Consider the following 19,733-nt stretch of genomic DNA (forward strand, 5'->3'; position numbering starts at 1 on the left):
CACATGCAGGACCTCAGCACTCTGAAAATCCAGTCCAAGGATCCCTGGAAAGATCCCAAGGCCAATGGCTGGGATGTGATTGATGGTCGCCAGGAACTCAGCGACCGCACCCTGGAAGCCGATGTGGTCATCGTCGGCAGTGGCGCCGGTGGCGGAGTCAGCGCGGAAATTCTCAGCCAGAAGGGCCTCAAGGTGATTCTGGTAGAAGCGGCGCGCCTGAAGAGCTCCGACGAGTTCAACCTGAACGAAGCCGAGGCCTACCACGATCTGTATCAGGAAGGCGGCATGCGTGCCACCAAGGACGGCACCATGTCCATCATGCAGGGGCGGGCAGTCGGCGGCACCACCGTGGTGAACTGGACCAGCTCGTTCCGCACCCCGGTACAGACGCTGGATTTCTGGCGCGACCAGTTCGGTGTGGAAGGCATGGACGAAGCCGCCATGGCCCCCTGGTTTGCGCAAATGGAAAAGCGCCTCAAGGTGATGAAGTGGGTGGCCCACAACAGCAATAACCAGATCATGCAGGATGCCTGTCAGTCACTGGGCTGGCAGTCCGATGTCATCCCCCGCAACGTGAGCGGCTGCTGGAATCTGGGCTACTGCGGCATGGGCTGCCCCACCAACGCCAAGCAATCCATGCTGGTCACCACCATTCCTGCTGCCATGGATGCCGGCGCCACCCTGCTGCACAGCGCCCAGGCGGACACCCTGATCATCGAAGGGGACAAGGTCACCGGGGTACGCATCAAGACCCTGGACAACAACAAGATTGCCACCGGCGCCACCCTGACCCTGAAGGCGGCCACCGTGATCGTGTCCGGCGGCTCCATCCAGAGCCCGGCCTTGCTGCTGCGCTCCCAGGTACCGGATCCCCATGAGCGGGTGGGCAAGCGCACCTTTACTCACCCCACCAGCTTTGCCTTCGGCATCTTCGACAAGGAAATCGCGCCTTATTACGGCGCACCGCAGAGCATCTACTGCGACGAGTTCAGCCACCAGGACGGTATCGCAGGTAAGGCCGGCTACAAGATGGAAATGATGGCCCTGCACCCGGGCATGGTCGGCGCCTTTGTCGCCGGTTTCGGCCAGCAGGCCTGGGACGAAATTTCCCAGCTGCCCAACATGGGTGGCGCCATCGCCATGATTCGTGATGGCTTCCATGAGCAAAGCCAGGGCGGCGCGGTGGAGCTGCGCGACAACGGCGAGCCGGTAATTGATTACCCGATCAACGAGTACGTGCTGGAGGGCACCCGTCGTGCCCACCTGAGCATGGTGGAAATGTTCTTTGCGGCCGGCGCCAAAAAGGTTCGTCCCAGCCACAGCCAGGCGGATTACTACACCAGTTGGAAGGACGCCCAGGCGCGGCTGTCGAAACTGGCCTATGTGCCGGTGGCTACCGGCATCGGTTGTGCCCACGTGATGGGTGGCCTGGCCATGGGTTCGGACGAGAGCCAGTGCGTGGTCAACAGCGATGGCAGCTACAAGCATCTGGACGGCCTGTACGTGATGGACGGATCGGTATTCCCCACCAGTGTGGGCGCCAATCCGCAACTGAGCATCTACGGTGTCAGCGCCCGCAATGCCACTTTGCTGGCGGACAAACTGAAGGCCTGAGCCTGCTTACCACCAGGCCAGAATGGCGGCCCAGATCAGGCCGCCCATGGCGATGGGCGCAGTGAACAGCACCAGCCAGTAACACATGAACAGGTTGTAGAGCAGGCCGCTGATATCCACCCCGAGCACGAAACAGGGGTCAGCGGCACCGGCATCCAGGCGGGTGCCTTTGAGCCGGGCGATACCCGAGCCCAGCAGGCTGAGCCCGAACGGCACGGCAACGAGTAACAGACTGGTTAACACCCATTGCGCAGGTGTCATGACAAACCTCCTCCCCCGATGAAGTAGCGGGATGGTAGCAGAGGCACAGCCGACACGTTGCGACCTGTGGCAAATCGCCTGCATTTGCCACGGAGATTCAGGCGGGCAGGTTCATTCATTCGGCAATGACAGAAGGGAAGGGAAGGTATGAGCAATTTTTCCGGCAAGACCGCACTGATCACCGGCGCATCGTCAGGCATGGGCATGGATTACGCCCGCCAGCTTTGCGCTGCCGGCGCCAACCTGATCCTCACTGCCCGCCGCGAGGATCGTCTTGACGCGCTCAAGCAGGAGCTGGCCGCCGAATGCTCCCGGTCAGGGAAGAACGTGGACATTCACGTGTTTGCCTGTGACCTGGTCGACGAGGAATCCCGTAACTCCCTGATCACCCGCATTGCCGACGCCGGGCTCAAGGTGGACATCCTGATCAACAATGCCGGCCTGGGTCTGCAGGCGCCGTACCTGACCCAGCAATGGGATGACCTGCATGGCATGATGCAACTGGACATGAATGCCCTGTCCCACCTGACCCATCATTACGCCGCCGACATGAAGGCCCGCGGCGAAGGTTACATCCTGCTGGTAGCGTCCGTGGCCGGCCACATGGCCATCCCCGGCTACGCCGCCTACAGCGCCTGCAAATACTATGTTCGCGCCCTGGGCTATGCTCTCAACGGCGAGCTGCGCCCGGATGGCATCCGCGTCACCGTGGTTTCCCCCGGCGCCACCGAAACCGCCTTCTTCGAAGTGGCCGGCCACGAGCGCAACTGGATCGCCCGCTTCATGACCGGCAAGAGCGAGCACGTGGTCTCTTCCGCCCTGAAAGGCCTCAAGCGCGGCAAGCGCGAAATCGTGCCCGGCACCCTCAACTGGTTGGCCACCTTCTACAGCCGCATCCTGCCCTACGGCATGATGCGCCGCATCATGGAAGTGATATTTTAGGAACGCTGCACGCATCACGCTTCATGCAACATGCAAAGAACACAAGGCAGCTAGCGCGGCCTTTTGTATGAGCGCCTGACCTGACGCCTGACGCCTGACGCCTGACGCCTGACGCCTGACGCCTGACGCCTGACGCCTGACGCCTGACGCCTGACGCCTGACGCCTGACGCAAAAAGGCCCGCCCGATAAACCGGGCGGGCCTTTTTGCGTCGGTAAACACTTGCTATACCCCGCTGTAGGAGCTTGCCTGCAAGCGATCCGAGCCTAAGCGAGGAACTGAGTTTCGAGTTACGAGAAGCGAGTTTCGAAAGGCAGAACCCCAAACCAAAACGGACCTGGACGCCGGTTTTGGATTTTCGAAACTCGTTACTCGAAACTCTCTTCTGGAATCCTTACCTCGCCAAGGCTCGGATCGCGAGCAGGCTCGCTCCTACAGCGGCTCCGATCCAGTTCAGCAGCCTTCAACCGGCCCCAGTTGATCCAGAAACTCCCCCGCCCAGAACAGCCCCTGAACAGCCAGCCCGGTCACCGCCAGCATCACCAGCAGAAACACCAGCGGCCGCAGCCTGGCACGGCGGCCATACACATAGCGGGTGGGTTTGAGGACTTTCTCGCCGGGTAAGGGATGCTGGGCCAGTTGCCAGACGCGCAGGCTGTGACGGCCCTCAATGGCCAGCACTACCAGCACGAAACTGCCCGGCAATCCCACAAAGATCCCGTAGATCAGCACCGCCATGGCACTGAACGGGCCCAGCTGACGGCAAGGAGCAGTCTCGACGAAGGTTTCAAACCAGGGAAAGAAAAGCCACTGGGTGACCAGCAACAACGGCAACGCCCAGGCCCCATGAAAGGCCAGAAGTGTTAACCGCTCGCGGCGGCTATATTGCGGTGCCCACTGCTCCATCCGATTCCCCTGAACAAGATCAGGCAAAGTGTGCCAGATTTTTCAGGGGTTGTTTGATTGAGCAGGGCAAGTCAGACAGACATAAAAACGGTGCATCGCAGAATTGAGGGAGAGCAAGCCGGTCTGACGCCTGACGCCTGACGCCTGACGCCTGACGCCTGACGCCAAGGATGAAACCGCCGTAGGAGCTTGCCTGCAAGCGATCCGAGCCTGGGCGAGGAATGAGTTTCGAGTTACGGGAAGCGAGTTTCGAAAGGCAAAACACAAATCCCGAATCGGGCCAACGGTTTTCTATTTTCGAAACTCGTCACTCGCAACTCGCCACTCCCCGGCGGAGATGCCCTGAGGCATTTCCGCCCTACGAGGGCGCTTGAAGCAGCCGCAGAGCGGCCAAAAAAAGCCCGGGCTGCAGCGTTGCAGTCCGGGCTTTTTTCAGCGTCTTGCGTCCGGCATCCGGCAACGACAAAGCCGCTTACTTATCCCTGCGCAGCACAAAGAAGAACGGCGTCTTCATGCCCTTGAGATCCATGATGCCCAGCACGGTATCCTCATCCACCTTGTGGAACACATCGTTGATGGGCAGGTTGTCATACACCATGGTGGCGGTGGGCTTGCCACGGTAGGTGGTCATGCGCAGGCGGGCGGCGGACTTGTTGCCGGACAGCAGCGGAATCAATGCCTGAAACGCGGTACCGGCCGCATCGGACTTGAGGATCGACAGCTTGTCGAGCAGGCCCAGACCCGGCATGGCCAGCAGCGGCTTGACGCTGGACAGCTCACCGTTGCGCTTGCGGAACACCAGCGGGTGCACATGCTCGGTGGTTTCGAAACGCTTGCCGTGCCAGTGACAACGCTCCAGCATGCCGTCCATGGGGTGGCCGGTCTCGAAGCCTTCCCCTTTCCAGGCGCCCAGCATGAAGTCGGTATCTGCCGGCTCCAGTGCATCGAAAATGGCCAGCGCATCCTCAGTGGATACCTTCCCCTGTGCCTGCGCGGCAGCAAAGCTGATTTCCTGCTGTACTGCGGTCTTGTCGGTCGATGCACCCATGCTGTGCTCCTTGAAAGCCTGTGTCAGTGAGGCCGACTAAGCTAATCCCCATGGCCTGATACGACCAGTCCACATGGGCCATTGTCCGGCAATCCGGTTTACCGAAAACACCATCGTTGACCGAAACGCTGATTTTGGGAGCCTCTGAATAGCTCCTTGCGTACTCAGCGTGGCCTGAAGCGTGCAGCTGTTGTGCCTTGTCTCGATGGTCAGGGTGGGTCCCTTTCCGAGAGGCAAGGCGCAGCAGATGGGCGCTTCAGGCCGCGCCCTCCGGGTCTTCCAGGCTGGTCCGCACTCGTTGTTGCGCTTTTTCGACAGGCAACCAGCATGCCATCAAAAGCGCGCCTAGATTGCGAACCAGCCTGAAAGACTGAGCATGCAAGGAGCTATTCAGAGGCTCCCTATCCTGCTGCACAGCAACTGTGTACTCAACGGATACAGTCACGTCCTTTTCTTTGTGCCTCGGCACTGGCTTCCAGTTCGGCCTGCTGTTGTCCCAGCATACGGCTGACCTTTTTCAGCTCGCGAATCCGCTGGTCCACTGCGGCCTTCTTCTCCGCCATCAGCAGCGCCCCCTGGGCGCAATCGATGGTATCGCTGCGCAGGGCATTGAGCAGCTCGCGGATTTCGCGCAGGGAAAAACCCAGCTCCTTCAACTGGCTGACCATGGTGACCCGTTCCACCGCTTTTTCCGGGTAGTCGCGGTAGTTGTTCTCGCCGCGCACCACCTCCAGCAGCAGGCCTTCCTTTTCGTAATAACGCAGGGTGTGCCGGTTGATCCCGGTGCGTTGTTCCAGTTCCGCAATCCGCATAGTTGTTTCCTGACTACCATGGCCACTTCGGCCTTGACCTTAGAGTCTACTCTACACCTTAGCCTGTCCGTAATTCAGCGTTTTCACAAGGACAAGGAGAACCCCATGACCATTCTGATCACCGGCGCCAGCGGCTTCATCGGCCGGTACGTCTGCGCACAGCTTACCCGCGACCAGCAACCCGTTCTGGCCATGTTGCGTCAGCCATCATCACAACTGGCCACCCTGCGCCAGCAGGTCGATGCGCTAGGCGGGCACAGCGATCTGGTTCACGCCATTCAAGGTGACCTGGATCAGCCAGACCTGGCGATCAGCGAGACGCTGCCGGCACTGGACGCGATCATTCATCTGGGGGCCCGCTTTGCCTGGCAATTGCCCATGGCTGACGCACGCCGCACCAATGTGGACGGCGCCCTGGCTGTGGCACGGCTGGCCCGCCAGCAACAGACACGGCTGGTATTTATCAGTGGTTTCATGCTGGAGAACCTGGGTCATCTGACCAGGCTGGGTATCGACCTTAACGCAGCAGACAAGACAGACTGGCAGCAGGTCTATCGCCGCGCCGGGGGCTATGAAGCCAGCAAGTTGGAGGCTGCCATTCGAGTACGGGAGTATGCCCGCAATCAGCAGCTGGAGATGGTGGAAGTGCAACCCGCCACAGTGGCAGGGGACAGCCACACCGGGCAACTGGACAGCCAGCAACCGCTCTACCAGCTGCTCGACAACCTGGCCCGCGGGCGCATGGCAGCCACTCCAGGCACTCCGGACCACTGGCTACCACTGGTGGCCGTGGACCTGCTCGCCGCCCTGATTGCCCGGGCCGCTCTGGCACCGGTGGCTCCGCCGCGACTACTGGCACTGGACGGCAACACGCCCACCTTACAGGGGCTGCTGGCCCATGCTGCACCCTCGCTGAACAAGCGGGCGCCGAAACGCTTTCTGCCCATGGGCGTGCTCGCCACCCTGCTGCGCCTTCCCGGCCTGCCACGCTTGCTCAATACCTGGCCCGAGGCCCTGCACTTCATCCAGACCACCCGCTTTGATACCGGGGCCAGTGATGCGTTTCTCGCCGCTCAGGGGTTAACTCACCCGGCCATCAAGGGAGTCATCACGGCCAGCAGCCACTTCTATCAACAGCAACATAGCTCCGCGACACAACAACCCGCCTGACCCCACGCATGCCCCCTGTCATCCTTGCCCCTGCACGGCAGGGGGCGGTTGCGGTATCCTTGCGGCCATATGGTGCCCGGGCCAGTGTCCGCGCACAGTGTTGACTGCAACAGAGGCAAGGCCAGTATGACCAACCGCGTAATCTACCCCGGCACCTTCGACCCGATCACCAACGGCCACCTGGACCTGGTGGAGCGGGCCGCCAAGATGTTCGACGAAGTGGTGGTCGGCATTGCCGCCAGCGAAAAGAAAGGCCCCCTTTTCACCCTGGAAGAACGCGTGGATCTCACCGAGCGGGTACTGTCCCACCTGCCCAATGTGAAGGTGAAGGGCTTCTCCAAGCTGCTGGCTCACTTCTGCCAGGAAGAAGACGGCAACATCCTGCTGCGCGGCCTGCGCGCGGTATCCGACTTCGAATACGAATTCCAGCTGGCCAACATGAACCGCCAACTGGCCCCGGATCTGGAAACCGTGTTCCTGACCCCGGCGGAGCACCTGTCGTTCATCTCCAGCTCCCTGATCCGCGAAATCGCCCTGCTGGACGGCGACGTGAACAACTTCGTCCCGCCCCTGGTCGCCGAAGCACTGGAAGAGAAACGCAAGGCGCGGCAGAAATAAGACCAGCTACAAGCAGCAAGCAGCAAGCTTCAAGCTACAAGCTACAAGCTACAACACGGATTAGGGCAGGGGTTTGTTTTACGCCATGCCCGCGCCCCAATGTTCGCGGCGCGGGGAGACCCTTTCCGTACAATCAGGTATTGAGCCGCGTTGTAGCTTGAAGCTTGTGGCTTGCCGCTCTTACAACAACAACGCCGGACACCGCTCGACAAACACCGGCATTCAAGGAGGAACCCCCATGCGCTACCTGATCCCGTTACTGCTGCTGTTTACCCTTTCCGCCCAGGCCGCCGGGCCGGGGCAGAATGCGGTGGCCAGTGCCCACCCGTTGGCCACCCAGGCCGGTATGGAGATTCTTGATCAGGGCGGTAATGCCTTCGATGCGGCCATTGCGGTGGCAGCAGCGTTGGCGGTGGTGGAGCCCTATTCCGCGGGCATGGGCGGCGGCGGTTTCTGGTTGCTGCATCGCGAGCAGGATGGTTTCCAGACCTTTGTGGATGCCCGGGAAAAGGCTCCCGGGGCTGCGACAGCCAACATGTACCAGGACAAGGACGGCAAGGTGATGCGCGACTGGGCGGTGAATGGCCCCAGCGCCGCCGGCATTCCCGGCCAGGCCGCCGCCTTTGTGCACCTGGCGGAGAAGTACGGTAAGTTACCACTCACTACCACCCTGAGCCCAGCTATCAAAATGGCTGAGAACGGCTTCCCGGTGGATGAGAAGTACCGAAAGCTGGCCGGCTACCGGGAAGAGGTACTCAATCGCTTCCCGGAGTCTGCAGGCATATTTCTGCATAATGGCAAAGTGCCACCTGCCAACCACACTATCCGTCAGCCGGATCTGGCCCGGGTGCTCAGCGCCATCGCCGAGCAGGGCAATGCCGGTTTCTACCAAGGCGAGGTGGCCAAGCAGCTGGTGGATGGCGTGCAGCAGGCCGGCGGGCTGTGGACCCTCAAGGACCTCACCGATTACCAGGTGGTAGAGCGCACCCCGGTCATCAGCCAGTTCCGCGGCGCCCGGGTGATCTCCGCGCCGCCGCCATCCTCCGGCGGCATTGTCATGGCCAACGCCCTGAACATCCTCAGCCAGTTCAACGACGGCCACACCGGCGACCTGACCCCACACCTGACCATCGAAGCCATGCGCCGCGCCTACCAGGACCGGGCCCGCTATCTCGGTGACCCGGATTTTGTGGATATGCCTGTGGATAAGCTGTTGAGCATGGACTACGCCAAACAGCGCGCTGCCAGCATCACCCTGGACAAGGCCACCCCCAGCGCCAACCTCGGCAAACCGGTCGGCGTGGAAGAGGGCTTCCATACCACCCATCTTTCCGTGCTCGACAAGGACGGCAACCGGGTCGCTGCCACCCTCAGCATCAATCTGCCGTTCGGTAGCGGCTTTGTGGCCCCCGGTACCGGTGTGCTGCTCAACAACGAGATGGACGACTTTTCTGCCAAGCCGAGCAGCCCCAATGCCTACGGCCTGGTGGGCAGCGAAGCCAACGCCATTGCCCCAGGCAAACGCCCGCTTTCCTCCATGACCCCCACCTTTGTGGAGTTTGACGACCGCATTGCCATTCTCGGCACCCCCGGCGGCAGCCGCATCATTTCCATGGTGATGCTGGGGCTGCTGGAAGCCGCCGACAACAAGCCCGTGGAAGACTGGGTTGGCCGGGTCCGTTATCACCACCAGTACCTGCCGGACGAGGTACAGGCAGAGCCGGAATTTGTCGGCAGCGAAGCGGCCAAACAGCTGATGCTGCTGGGCCACAAGGTGGTCTCCACCGGCCGCGATTATGGCAACATGCAGGCCATCCTGTGGCGCCGTGATAGCAATGAACTGACCGCCGCCAGTGACCCGCGCGGTATCGGCGAGGCCATGGTGCGTCCGCCCCAGGCACCCGGCGCCGAACCCGTTACGCTCCCTGACAGCCTTTCCGTAGACTGATCCCGAAACACCGGCGCTCCCCGTGGGAGCGCCCCAGAGACGACCCAGGACCATGTTTATTCCAGAGATCTTCAAGGATGACGATCCCGCGTCGCTGCGTGCGCGCATCACGGCCAACCCGCTCGGCACCCTGGTGCTTCAGCATGACGGCGGGCTGGAAGCCAACCACATTCCCTTCGTGCTCAGCGCCGATGAACAGGGCGAGCAACTGCTTGCCCATATCCCCCGCGCCAACCCCCTCAGCCAGCTCACTGGCAGTCATCCGGCGCTGGTGATTTTCCATGGCCCGCAGGGTTACATCACGCCATCCTGGTATGCCAGCAAGGCCGAGCACGGCAAGGTGGTGCCCACCTGGAACTATGCCGTGACCCAGGTGCACGGCCAGTTACGTGTGGTCGATGACGGACAGTGGGTACAACGACAGATTCGCCTGCTGACCGATCAGCAGGAGCAGGGCAGGGCTCAGCCCTGGGCGGTGGATGATGCCCCAGCCGAATTTATCGACAGGATGGCCGGCGCCCTGGTGGGCCTGGAAATTCGCATCACCGGCATGGCCGGAAAGAACAAGGCCAGCCAGAACCAGCCCGCCGCCAACCAGCGCTCTCTGTTATCCGCCCTGGCCAGTGAACCGGGCGCACAGCCAATGCATTCGCTGGTCAGAGCCGCGCTACAGGACGATTAGTCAAGAGCGTTCAGCCGGTCTGCCATGGCCGGGGAGAGACTGGCCATGAAGGCTTCCACCGCCTTGGTGTACTCCCCCGGCTCACCCAGATCGGCATTGATGGCCTTGTGGGTGAGGGGTAGAGGCAGGCTTTGCGCCCGCACCTGCAATGACGTGGCACGTTCCACATAGACGCGAGCCTGCTCGCAGGGGTTATCCTTGCGGCGGGTGGAACAGACCGCCAGCAACGGCAATGAATCGGCATCCAGCAAGTGGGTAGGCGACATTCGCCTCCACAGCGCCGGATCATCACCGAAAGCATCGTCGTACAGGGCCAGATGGCGGCGGTTCATCAGCGCCTCCACATCCAGTACGGCGGTATCCAGTGACACGGTTCCCAGCCAGGCAGTGGCCCCCATCGCCATGGCCATGCCGGGGTCGGCTGTCAGGGTACTGACCAGATGCGCACCGGCGGAATGCCCCATCAGTACCAGGTTATCCGGATCGGCACCCCAGTCGCGAGCCTGGCTCTGCACCCAGGCCAGGGCACGAGCCACATCCTGAACCTGTTCTTCCGGCCCGGCCTCCGGCAACAATCGGTAATTGACTGACACCAGCACCATCCCGGCCGGCACCCAGCGTTGCATCTTGTTGTAGACGGTACTCAAGGTCCCTTTGTCTCCGGTGCGCCATGCGCCACCATGAACCATGACCACCAGCGGTGCCTGCACCGGCCGCTCGGGGAGATACACATCCAGGGTCTGGGCCGGGGCCTCGCCATAGGGCAGATCCCGCAACACCTGAAGGTTGTCCGGAATACGTTGCTGCAAAGCGGATTGCTCTCTGCCAATAACGCGATCTGCCTTGTCGAGACGCCGCTCCTGCAGCCAGTCTTTCAGTGGGCCAGCCTGTACCTGAGCAACAGCCAGAAAAGCCAACAGCAATACCACTGCTGGCCCGCGGACGATTTTTTTCATCTCGGCAATCTCCCTTTGTCGATAAGCATGGTAGCGTGGTCCCACCTGCCACGAACGGAACTGTGCCATGTCCTCGTTTCTGCCCAGCACCTTGCCCCTGATTCAGGCCCCCATGGCCGGCGTGCAGGACTGGCGTCTTGCCGCAACGGTCAGCAATGCCGGCGCCCTGGGTTCGCTGCCGGCAGGCATGCTCAATGCCAGCCAGCTGGATGAACAGCTGTCGCAACTGGTGCAGGCAACAGCCAATCCCTGGAACCTGAACTTCTTCTGCCACTCGCCGCCAGCGCCGGATGCCGACAGCGAGCAACAGTGGATTGCTGCACTGAAACCCTACTATGACGAGCTGGGCGTCGATCCAACCGGCATTCCCACCGGGCCCTCGCGGCAGCCCTTCGATGCGGAGGGTGCCACGCTGATCGAGCAATACCGCCCGGCGGTGGTGAGCTTTCACTATGGCCTGCCCGAACAGGGTCTGCTCGAACGGATCAAGGCGGCCGGCGCACTGGTGTTCTCCAGTGCCACCACGGTGGCGGAAGCCCAGTGGCTGGAACAACGCGGCGCCGATGCCATTATCGCCCAGGGGCTGGAAGCCGGCGGCCATCGCGGCCATTTCCTCAGCGACGACCTGAGCCTGCAACAGGGCACTATCTCTCTGCTGCCACAGGTCATCGAAGCGGTTTCCGTACCGGTGATCGCAGCAGGAGGCATCGCCACTCCGCCAGGGATACGGGCGGCGCTGTCGCTGGGCGCCGATGCCGTGCAGGCAGGCACCGCCTACCTGCTCTGCCCGGAGGCAACCACCAAAGCCGTACACCGCGAATGGCTGCAGAGCGACAGGGTGCGTCACACTGCCCTGACCACCGTCTTCTCCGGCAGGCCGGCACGGGGCATGGTCAACCGGATCATGAACGAGCTGGGGCATCAGCCGACGTCCGCACCCGCTTTTCCTCTGGCCGGCAACGCCATTGGCCCATTGCGGTCGGCAGCCGAGGCCATGGGTAGCGGCGATTTCTCACCGCTGTGGGCCGGACAGTATGCCCATGCCTGTCGTAGCGACGACGCCGCGACGATTACCCGCTGGCTGGCAGAAGGCGCCTCTGGCTCAAATTAACCTTGATGCCTGATCTGCTTTAGGCAGAATCAACATCTTGTTTACCACCATTGCCAGGTGGTTTTTCCCGATTATCCGGGCTGTTCAGGAGTTAGCATGCAACGCATTGAAATCATCCAGACCTTTCCCTTTTCCGTGGACAAGCTGTTCGACTTCCTCAGTGACCATCACAACCTGCAGCTGATCTTTGCGCCGGCAAAAATCAAACGCATCAAGGATGGCCAGGACAGCGTCAACGGTGTGGGCTCCACCCGCTGGATGAAGCTGCCGCTGGCTCCCGCCTTCCACGAAACGGTGACGGAAGTGGAACAGAACAAACTGATCCGCTATGCCATCAGCAAGGGCAGCCCGCTGAAAAACCACCAGGGCGTGATGCACTTTTCCGAAACCGGCAACGGCGGCAGCATGCTGCACTACACCATCGAATTCGAAGGCAAGCTGCCGCTGATTGGCCCGGTGGTGAAAGCCGTTCTGGATCAAGGTATCCGTCGTGGGCTGAAGAAGCTGAAGCTGTAACCTCGGCGACGCGAACCGGTGCAGGAGCCCAGCTTGTCTGGGCGAAGTTTCGAGTTTCGAGAAGCGAAAAAACTTTAACCATTCCGGGTTTGCTCTTCGCAACTCGTTACTCGCAACTCGCAACTCGCTTCTAAAGTTCATTCGCCAGACCCGCCACCGCGTAGGCTTCACCACGGTTTTTTTGCGTGTTGCCTGTTGCGTGAAGCATGCAGCGGCCGCAGAGCGGCCAAAAAAATGCCGGGCCTCTTGCTTGCACAAGACCCGGCGTTAAAGGTTGCTCACAACCTGAAGAGAACAATCAGAACTTGTAGTCGAAGCGAATGCTGGCACTACGCGGGGCACCGTAGAAAGCCTGCCCAACGTACAGGGAGTTCAGGTATTTCTCGTCGCTCACGTTGTTCACATTCAGCGTGGTGGAGAACTGTTTGGTCCAGTCGTAACCGGCCATCAGATCCACCAGTGTGTAGGCTTCCTGGGTACGCTTGGCGGGAGCCGTGCCACGATAGATGCTGTCCTGCCAGCTGACGCGAGCACCCACCTTCAGCTTCTCCAGTCCGCTCGGACGATAGCTGGTGGTCAGGCGAATGATCTCCCGCGGGGTATAGGTTCGCTGCTCATTCCCTTGTCTGTCTTTCTCGATATCCAGGAAGGTATAGCCACCACTGAGCTGCCAGCCAGGCAGCAATTCACCACTGATTTCAGCTTCGTAGCCACTGCTTTCGAAATCCTTACCGGTGTATTCAGTATCCGGAGCCGTGTTCGGAATCGCGTCTGCCAGATTTTCCTGATCGGTCCAGAACGCCGTCAGCTGGGTGTAGAGTCGTCCCTGGTTCCATTCGGATTTGAAGCCCACCTCACGGGTCTCACCGGTCACCGGGTCCAGACGCTGGCCGCTGGCATCTTCTTCGGTCTGCGGATTGAAGATCTCGGTATAGCTGGCATATACGGAGTGCACATCGGTCAGGTCATAGACCACACCCGCATAGGGCACCAGCTCACTGGCGCTGGCATCCTTGCTGGTGCCATAGCCTTCCCCTTCGCTCAGTACATCCACATAGCGACCACCGGCAATCACCGTCAGTGGTTCAGCCAGACTCAGGCGCGTGGCCAGGTAGCCGCTGCGGTAGCGGCCATCCCACTTGCTGCCGTTCTCTGATGCATCAAACGGAGGCTTGGGATAGCTGCCACCAAAAGCCTGGTCCGGTGTCAGGGGAGTACCGATACCCTGACCATAGAGTGACTGCTCCATGACCCGACCCTTCGCATAGTTAACCCCCACAATCATCTCATGGACGCGGCCGCCGACTTCAAAGGGGCCCCGGGCAAACAGATCGTAGGAACGCTCTGTCACTTCGTCGTCATAGTAGCTGGGGTAGGCAAACAGACCCGTCTCGTCCTTGTTGGGAACCCCATACACATAGAACAGTTCGGATTCGCCCTCCATCTTGCGGTAAGTAAATACACCCTTGGCTTCCCAGCCGTTATCAAAGCGCTGCTGGAGTTCGGCAAAGGCCATGGTGGTATCGTTATCCCAGTAAGCCCAATCTGCCGAGGTGCTGGTTTCCACGTCGTAGTCTGTGGGCGTGCCGTCGCTGTAGAACAGCGGCAGGGATCCCCATAGCGGACTGTCCGCATTGTCGTTCTGATGAGAGTAGCCCAGGGTCAGCAGGGTGTTATCCGTCAGGTCTGCTTCAAGCACACCGTAAAACAGACCGCGCTCTTTCTCGTAGCGATCGAGGTAGGAGTCCTTGTTGTCATAGGCACTCACCATCCGACCCCGCACCGTACCACTCTTGTTCAGCGCGCCGGACAGATCGCCTTCCACACGGGCGGCATTCCAGGAACCATAGGTGACGGAAAGGGAACCATTGGTATCCGCCGTCGGGCGCTTGCGCACGTAATTGACGGTGGCCGAGGGGTTGCCGATCCCGGTCATCAGACCATTGGAGCCGCGGACGATTTCCACACGCTCGAACTGGGCGGTATCCACATCACCAGTGACGATCTCGTAGGGCAGGGGTTGGCCAAGCCCGTCAAACTGGAAGTTGGTGATCTCGAAGCCACGGGCGTTGTAGTAAATACGGTCGGTTTCCACCCGGTCCACCACGACACCCGGAGTAGAGGCCAGCACATCACTCACCCCGTTCATCTGGAAATCATCCATCTGGGTTTCGGTAACCACGGACACCGATTGCGGTGTTTCCCGGCGGCTCAGGGAAAGGCCGGTGGGGGCACTCACCGCGCTCTTTGGCGTGTAGGCCTCGGTGTCGTCGGAACGGCGGCCCTGGGTCTGGTCGTTGACCTTGACGGTTTCCAGGGTGACGGTGTCGTTGCTGGTGTCGGAGTCTTCAGCCAGCGCAAGGTATGGCTGGAGCAGGAGCGAGGCGCCCACGGCCCCGGCGAACAGACGGAATTTCATAGCTAAGCCCGGATTGGTTTGCAAATAACCCGGCTCCGCCCATCCCCAAGACAGCGTTACGAGCCGGTCACAGGGCCAGCATATTACACGTAACGATAATGGTTCTCAATACGATTATTATTTATCTGTCACTCTGCCTCAGCAGGGAGCTCAATTCCTCCCGCCCACGCACGCTGGTTTCCAGCAATTTGTCATGGTCGTCACGGTGCTCCACTTGCTCTTCTAGCATCCGTTCATCCAGTTCCCTGAAGCTGCGCACCAGATCCAGGGCAGTGGATTCCGGCACCCCCAGTTCGGTCAGCGTCAAACGGGCGCTCAGCAATCCGGATTCAAAGGTTTCCCGCACCACCATTTTCACCCCCAGCGCCCGTAACCGAAAAGCGTGGTTGCGATCCCGGGCCCGGGCGATGATCGCCACCCTGGGGAAATGGTGCTGGACCAGTGCCACGGTTTTCAACGATGCATCTACATCATCAATGGCCAGCACCAGCACCTGGGCATGTTCCAGTCCCGCATTCTGGAGCAGATCCAGCCGGGTCACGTCGCCAAAGTAAACCTCATTGCCGAAGCGACGCAGCAGATCAATTTCATCCGGGTCGGAATCCAGTGCAGTAAAGGGGATCTGCCGGCCCACCAGAATCCGCGCGGTGATCTGCCCGAAACGGCCAAGGCCCGCAATCACCACCCGGGGATGATGACTGGGCAGGGTTTCCTCTTTCAGATCCGCCCGATCGGCTTTGCTGTCTTCCGGCCACAATGCCACCACCGCCTTCAGCAACAGCGGGGTACAGGCCATGGACAGGGCCACCACCAGGTTGAGTTGTCCGGCCAGGGTGGAATCCACCAGATTGAGGGTAACGGCCTGGGTGAGTAGCACAAAGGCAAACTCGCCCCCCTGACTCAGCAACATGCCGAACAGCAAGGTGCCTCGCCAATCCGCCTTGCGGATCCGGCTGATCACCATCAGCACCAGCGCCTTGGCGCCTAGTAACACCAACAGGTAGAGCGCAATGTCCGCGGGGAAATCGCGCAACAGGCGCAGGTCCATGGTCATGCCAATCGCCAGGAAGAACAGCCCCAACAGCAGCCCCTTGAACGGCTGGATATCGGTTTCCAGTTGCTCCCGGTAAGGTGAATTGGCCAGCAGCACCCCCGCCACGAAGGCACCCAGCCCCATGGACAGGCCCAGATGCTCCATCAACGCTGCCGCCCCCAGTACCAGCATCAGCGCGCTGGCGCTCATCAGCTCGCGGTTACGCAGCTTGGCCAGCCAGCCCAGCCAGGGGTTAAGCAGGTAGCGGCCGGCCAGCACCATGCCCACCAGCGCCGCCAGGCCCGCCAGCAACTGCGGGCCATCCTCTCCGGCGCCGGTACCAGCCAATACCGGCAACAGCAGCAGGATGGGAATCACCGCCAGATCCTGGAACAGGAGAATGGAAAAAGCAGACCGGCCGTGAGGGGTACCCAGCTGGTTGGTTTCCACCAGCATCTGGATCACGAAAGCGGTGGAGGAAAGGGCAAGGATGGCACCGACGGCCAGACTGACCCGGGACTCAAAACCCAGCAGAACAAAGAGCCCGCTCAGCAGCAAGGCACTGGCCACCATCTGGGTGGCACCCAGCCCCACCAGGCTGCGCCGCTGCGCCCACAGGTGTTGGGGCGCCAGTTCCAGCCCCACCAGAAACAGCATCAGCACCACACCCAGCTCGGCGAAGTGCAACACATGGGTACCATCGTGGATCAGCCCCAGTCCCAGCGGGCCCACCGCAATCCCGGCCGCGAGATAGCCGAGGATGCTGCCCAGACCCAGCTTCTGGAACAGCGGCAAAAGAATCAGGGTGGCACCGAGCAGCACCAGTGCCTGAGCAAAGAATCCGTCCACAGCATCCTCCTTGTCGTTGTCAGAATGCTACCGCAATCTGGCGCCCGTTAGTGCCGTCATACTCTAATCGCGGCGAGGGCAGTGCATGACCGCCAAAAGCTGGCAGGAGAATTACTGCACGATATTTGTAATGATAACGATTAGCATTTAGGATGCACCAGGTATTCATCCTGGAGCCTGCTGTATGCGCCCCGCCCTTGTCGTCCTCCATCGCTGGTTTGGCCTGTTTATCGCCACTTTCCTGATCATTGCCGGCCTCACTGGTGCCATCATTTCCTGGGATCACGAACTGGACGAATGGCTGAATCCGCACTTGTTCGAAAGCCAGAGCCAGGGTGAGCCCCTGCCGGTCATGGAGCTGGTGGAACGAGTCGAAGCCGCTGACTCCCGCGTGCGGGCAAGCTTCTTCCCGCTTGAGGCCGAGCCGGGCCACAATCTGGAAGTATGGGTGGATGCAAAACAAAACCCGGATACCGGGCGCCGTTATCCCATTGAATACGACCATGTCTTCGTCGATCCGGTCACCGGTGAAATCGTCGGCAAGCGGCTCTGGGGGCAGATCTCCCTGCATCCGGAACACCTGATGTCATTCCTCTACAAGCTGCACTTCACCCTGCACCTGCCGGAGTGGAAAGGCACCGATCGCTGGGGCATCTGGCTGATGGGCATCGCTGCCCTGGTGTGGCTGTTCGATACCTTTATCGCCATGATCATTACCCTGCCACGCAAGCGCCGCACCGCCAGCAGCAAAGGCTGGCTGCAACGCTGGAAGCCGGCATGGAAAGTACGCCGCGGCGCCGGGGCCTACAAGCTCAACTTTGACCTGCACCGGGCCGTGGGCCTGTGGGTATTCGGCCTGCTGTTGATGCTGGCATTCACCTCCTTCTCCCTGAACCTGTACCGGGAAGTGTTCTACCCGATCATGTCCACGGTGTCGGAAACCACACCCGGCCCGTTTGAAACCCGCACACCCAGCGCCCTGCATGATCCCGTGGAACCGTCACTGGCGTGGCAGCCATTGATTGGGCAGGCCCGCGCGGAAGCCGATCAACGTGGCTGGAACGAACCCGTGGGTGATGTGTTCTACAGCGACAACTTTGCGGTTTTCGGGGTACGTTTCTTTTTCCCCGGCGAAGACCACGACAGCGGCGGCATGAAAGTGAAGAGCCTCTATTACGACAACGACGGCCAACTCATCGGTGACGAAGTGCCCTGGACCGGCACCGCCGCCGATGTGTTCAACCAGCTCCAGTTCCCGCTCCACTCCGGCCGCATCGCCGGCCTGCCCGGGCGCATCATCATCTCCTTCATGGGCATCGCCGTGGCCATGCTGTCCTTCACCGGTATCGTGATCTGGTGGAAGAAACGCAAGGCAAGGGTTGCAAGCCGACGGCGCAGGGAAGAAATCATCGCGACCACCGCACCCAACGCCTGAAAGAGCGGCAGGAACATATCGCAGCAAATTAACGCACGCAGTGCGGCCCGAAGGGTGAGTAAAACGAATACCTCTCGAGGTGCGAATGACAAGCTTCAAGTAGCGAGTATTGAGTTGTGAGGGTCCGTTCATCATTCCCTGCAGGGGGTTGGTTCTCGCTTCCGAAACTCGCTACTCTCTGGCGCTCGTTCAGTCCCCATCAAGCAGCACAGAAACACCGTTAAGCCGTCCCCACCCAGGGTTCACCATGTAACGGAATTGCAATATAAGGCCTAACCCTTTATAACCCTGACGCCTTTGCGAAAAATTGCGCAACAGGATCCCTTTCCCGGGGGGAAGGGAAATGGACATATTCACAGGGATAAAAAATGAAAAGTTTCAAGAAAACACTTTTGGTTGCTGCCATTTCTGCCGCCAGCACTCAAGCCATGGCGGGTTTTTATGTAGATCTTCAGGCTGACCAGAGCGATCTCAATCGCAGCGGCCTCGACTGGTATGCCCCTCACAACTCAGGCAACACTGAAGATGTGGGTGCTGGCGATTATGAATACGTTGAGCCGTCAGCCGAAACCGGCCTGTCTTTGGGCCTGGGCATGGATTTGGGCAGCAACTGGACCGGCACCATTCGCTACAGCGCCATCGACTTCAGTGAAAAGGACTCTGTCGTCACCAACTATGATCTCGTTGCAAGCCGGGTTCATTCCGACTGGAATGATGTAGCTGAAAATGACTGGAATCAGGGCAGCTCCAAGTATGAACTGGAGCAAACCACCATCGAGCTTGAGCTGGCCTACAGCTTTGATTTCGGTGGTGACAAGGGGACCCTGGCACCGCTCTTCGGGCTTCGCTCCACCTCCCTTGAGCAGAGCATGAACACATATTATGACGATACCTCTGATACCGATGGAGCCAACATTTCGGAAAGCGTAGACCACGACCTGTTCGGTCTCTATGCCGGGGTTGAAGGTCAATGGAAATTCAACAAGCTGGTTGGCATCGAAGGTCGTGTTGACCTCGGCATCATGCAAGCCGATGCATCACGCACCAATCTTGAGACCATCGATGACGGTGACAGCATTACCGTAAACACCGGTGATGACTTTGCAGAAACCGCCACCATGACCAATGCCAAGCTGGGCGTGGTCTTTGCCGCGCTGGATTCTGATAGCCTTAACCTTGATGTAGGCCTTGGTCTCCAGTACTCCAGCATCGATGGCCTGTCCGACTTCATTCACTTCCCTGATGATGTGGTCAACGGCTCACTGTCTCGCAGCCAACAGAGCCTCGGAACCAGTGGCTACTACCTGAATGTAGGCGCCTCTTTCTGATTGCTGCTCTGCGGCTAATCTGAAAGCAAAAGCCACCGCCTTGGCGGTGGCTTTTTAATTGTGCCGTCAAATCGCTGACTATCGCA

Annotated in this window: 17 protein-coding genes; 10 read left to right on the forward strand and 7 right to left on the reverse strand. The window is 60.3% G+C overall.

Annotated features, from left to right (window positions below; genetic code table 11):
- Positions 1 to 3: 3 nt before the first annotated feature.
- Entirely contained in the window at positions 4 to 1,614 is a 1,611-nt protein-coding gene (locus tag MWU49_RS12235) for a GMC family oxidoreductase (RefSeq protein ID WP_246972707.1), read from the forward strand.
- 6 nt (positions 1,615 to 1,620) lie between these two features.
- On the opposite strand, the gene MWU49_RS12240 is transcribed toward MWU49_RS12235, so the two are convergent.
- On the reverse strand, positions 1,621 to 1,875 hold the full coding sequence (locus MWU49_RS12240) for a hypothetical protein (RefSeq protein WP_246972709.1): 255 nt from the start codon (positions 1,873 to 1,875) through the stop codon (positions 1,621 to 1,623).
- Between the two features lie 147 nt (positions 1,876 to 2,022).
- On the opposite strand from MWU49_RS12240, the gene MWU49_RS12245 reads away from it, so the two are divergent.
- Positions 2,023 to 2,817: an SDR family oxidoreductase gene (locus MWU49_RS12245; RefSeq protein ID WP_246972711.1), complete on the forward strand. Its 795-nt coding sequence runs from the start codon at positions 2,023 to 2,025 to the stop codon at positions 2,815 to 2,817.
- A 452-nt stretch (positions 2,818 to 3,269) separates the two neighbouring features.
- Here MWU49_RS12245 and MWU49_RS12250 read toward each other — a convergent pair whose 3' ends face one another.
- The 3 genes from MWU49_RS12250 to MWU49_RS12260 all read right to left on the reverse strand — a co-directional run bounded on the left by MWU49_RS12250 (position 3,270) and on the right by MWU49_RS12260 (position 5,582).
- Positions 3,270 to 3,722, reverse strand: a complete 453-nt coding sequence (locus MWU49_RS12250) for a hypothetical protein (protein WP_246972713.1) — start codon at positions 3,720 to 3,722, stop codon at positions 3,270 to 3,272.
- A 472-nt stretch (positions 3,723 to 4,194) separates the two neighbouring features.
- Positions 4,195 to 4,770 (reverse strand): DUF4334 domain-containing protein, encoded by a 576-nt coding sequence (locus MWU49_RS12255; protein ID WP_246972715.1) that lies wholly within the window; start codon positions 4,768 to 4,770, stop codon positions 4,195 to 4,197.
- 428 nt (positions 4,771 to 5,198) lie between these two features.
- On the reverse strand, positions 5,199 to 5,582 hold the full coding sequence (locus MWU49_RS12260) for a MerR family transcriptional regulator (RefSeq protein ID WP_246972718.1): 384 nt from the start codon (positions 5,580 to 5,582) through the stop codon (positions 5,199 to 5,201).
- 105 nt (positions 5,583 to 5,687) lie between these two features.
- Between MWU49_RS12260 and MWU49_RS12265 the strand changes: the two genes are divergently transcribed.
- The 4 genes from MWU49_RS12265 to MWU49_RS12280 all read left to right on the forward strand — a co-directional run bounded on the left by MWU49_RS12265 (position 5,688) and on the right by MWU49_RS12280 (position 10,000).
- On the forward strand, positions 5,688 to 6,752 hold the full coding sequence (locus tag MWU49_RS12265; RefSeq protein WP_246972720.1) for an SDR family oxidoreductase: 1,065 nt from the start codon (positions 5,688 to 5,690) through the stop codon (positions 6,750 to 6,752).
- A 126-nt stretch (positions 6,753 to 6,878) separates the two neighbouring features.
- Positions 6,879 to 7,370, forward strand: coding sequence for a pantetheine-phosphate adenylyltransferase (gene coaD, locus MWU49_RS12270; protein WP_246972733.1), 492 nt, complete (start codon positions 6,879 to 6,881; stop codon positions 7,368 to 7,370).
- Between the two features lie 238 nt (positions 7,371 to 7,608).
- A complete protein-coding gene (gene ggt, locus MWU49_RS12275) occupies positions 7,609 to 9,318 on the forward strand; it encodes a gamma-glutamyltransferase (protein ID WP_246972736.1) in 1,710 nt (569 codons plus the stop codon).
- A 52-nt stretch (positions 9,319 to 9,370) separates the two neighbouring features.
- Positions 9,371 to 10,000 carry an FMN-binding negative transcriptional regulator gene (locus tag MWU49_RS12280; RefSeq protein ID WP_246972739.1) on the forward strand — a complete coding sequence of 210 codons (630 nt, stop codon included), beginning with the start codon at positions 9,371 to 9,373 and terminating at the stop codon, positions 9,998 to 10,000.
- On the opposite strand, the gene MWU49_RS12285 is transcribed toward MWU49_RS12280, so the two are convergent.
- Positions 9,997 to 10,956 (reverse strand): alpha/beta hydrolase, encoded by a 960-nt coding sequence (locus MWU49_RS12285; RefSeq protein WP_246972741.1) that lies wholly within the window; start codon positions 10,954 to 10,956, stop codon positions 9,997 to 9,999. The two genes, MWU49_RS12280 and MWU49_RS12285, sit on opposite strands and share 4 nt — an antisense overlap.
- A 67-nt stretch (positions 10,957 to 11,023) precedes the next feature.
- Between MWU49_RS12285 and MWU49_RS12290 the strand changes: the two genes are divergently transcribed.
- A complete protein-coding gene (locus tag MWU49_RS12290) occupies positions 11,024 to 12,067 on the forward strand; it encodes a nitronate monooxygenase (protein ID WP_246972744.1) in 1,044 nt (347 codons plus the stop codon).
- Positions 12,068 to 12,163: 96 nt separating this feature from the next.
- Positions 12,164 to 12,583: an SRPBCC family protein gene (locus MWU49_RS12295; protein WP_246972746.1), complete on the forward strand. Its 420-nt coding sequence runs from the start codon at positions 12,164 to 12,166 to the stop codon at positions 12,581 to 12,583.
- Between the two features lie 298 nt (positions 12,584 to 12,881).
- On the opposite strand, the gene MWU49_RS12300 is transcribed toward MWU49_RS12295, so the two are convergent.
- Both MWU49_RS12300 and MWU49_RS12305 read right to left on the reverse strand, forming a co-directional pair.
- Positions 12,882 to 15,002 (reverse strand): TonB-dependent siderophore receptor, encoded by a 2,121-nt coding sequence (locus MWU49_RS12300; RefSeq protein WP_246972757.1) that lies wholly within the window; start codon positions 15,000 to 15,002, stop codon positions 12,882 to 12,884.
- A 121-nt stretch (positions 15,003 to 15,123) separates the two neighbouring features.
- Positions 15,124 to 16,884, reverse strand: coding sequence for a monovalent cation:proton antiporter-2 (CPA2) family protein (locus tag MWU49_RS12305; protein WP_246972759.1), 1,761 nt, complete (start codon positions 16,882 to 16,884; stop codon positions 15,124 to 15,126).
- Positions 16,885 to 17,068: 184 nt separating this feature from the next.
- On the opposite strand from MWU49_RS12305, the gene MWU49_RS12310 reads away from it, so the two are divergent.
- Positions 17,069 to 18,319, forward strand: coding sequence for a PepSY-associated TM helix domain-containing protein (locus tag MWU49_RS12310; protein ID WP_246972762.1), 1,251 nt, complete (start codon positions 17,069 to 17,071; stop codon positions 18,317 to 18,319).
- 368 nt (positions 18,320 to 18,687) lie between these two features.
- A complete protein-coding gene (locus MWU49_RS12315) occupies positions 18,688 to 19,647 on the forward strand; it encodes a hypothetical protein (RefSeq protein WP_246972764.1) in 960 nt (319 codons plus the stop codon).
- Positions 19,648 to 19,733: the final 86 nt, after the last annotated feature.

The sequence above is a fragment of the Alcanivorax sp. S6407 genome (assembly GCF_023016115.1).
GTDB lineage: Bacteria > Pseudomonadota > Gammaproteobacteria > Pseudomonadales > Alcanivoracaceae > Alcanivorax.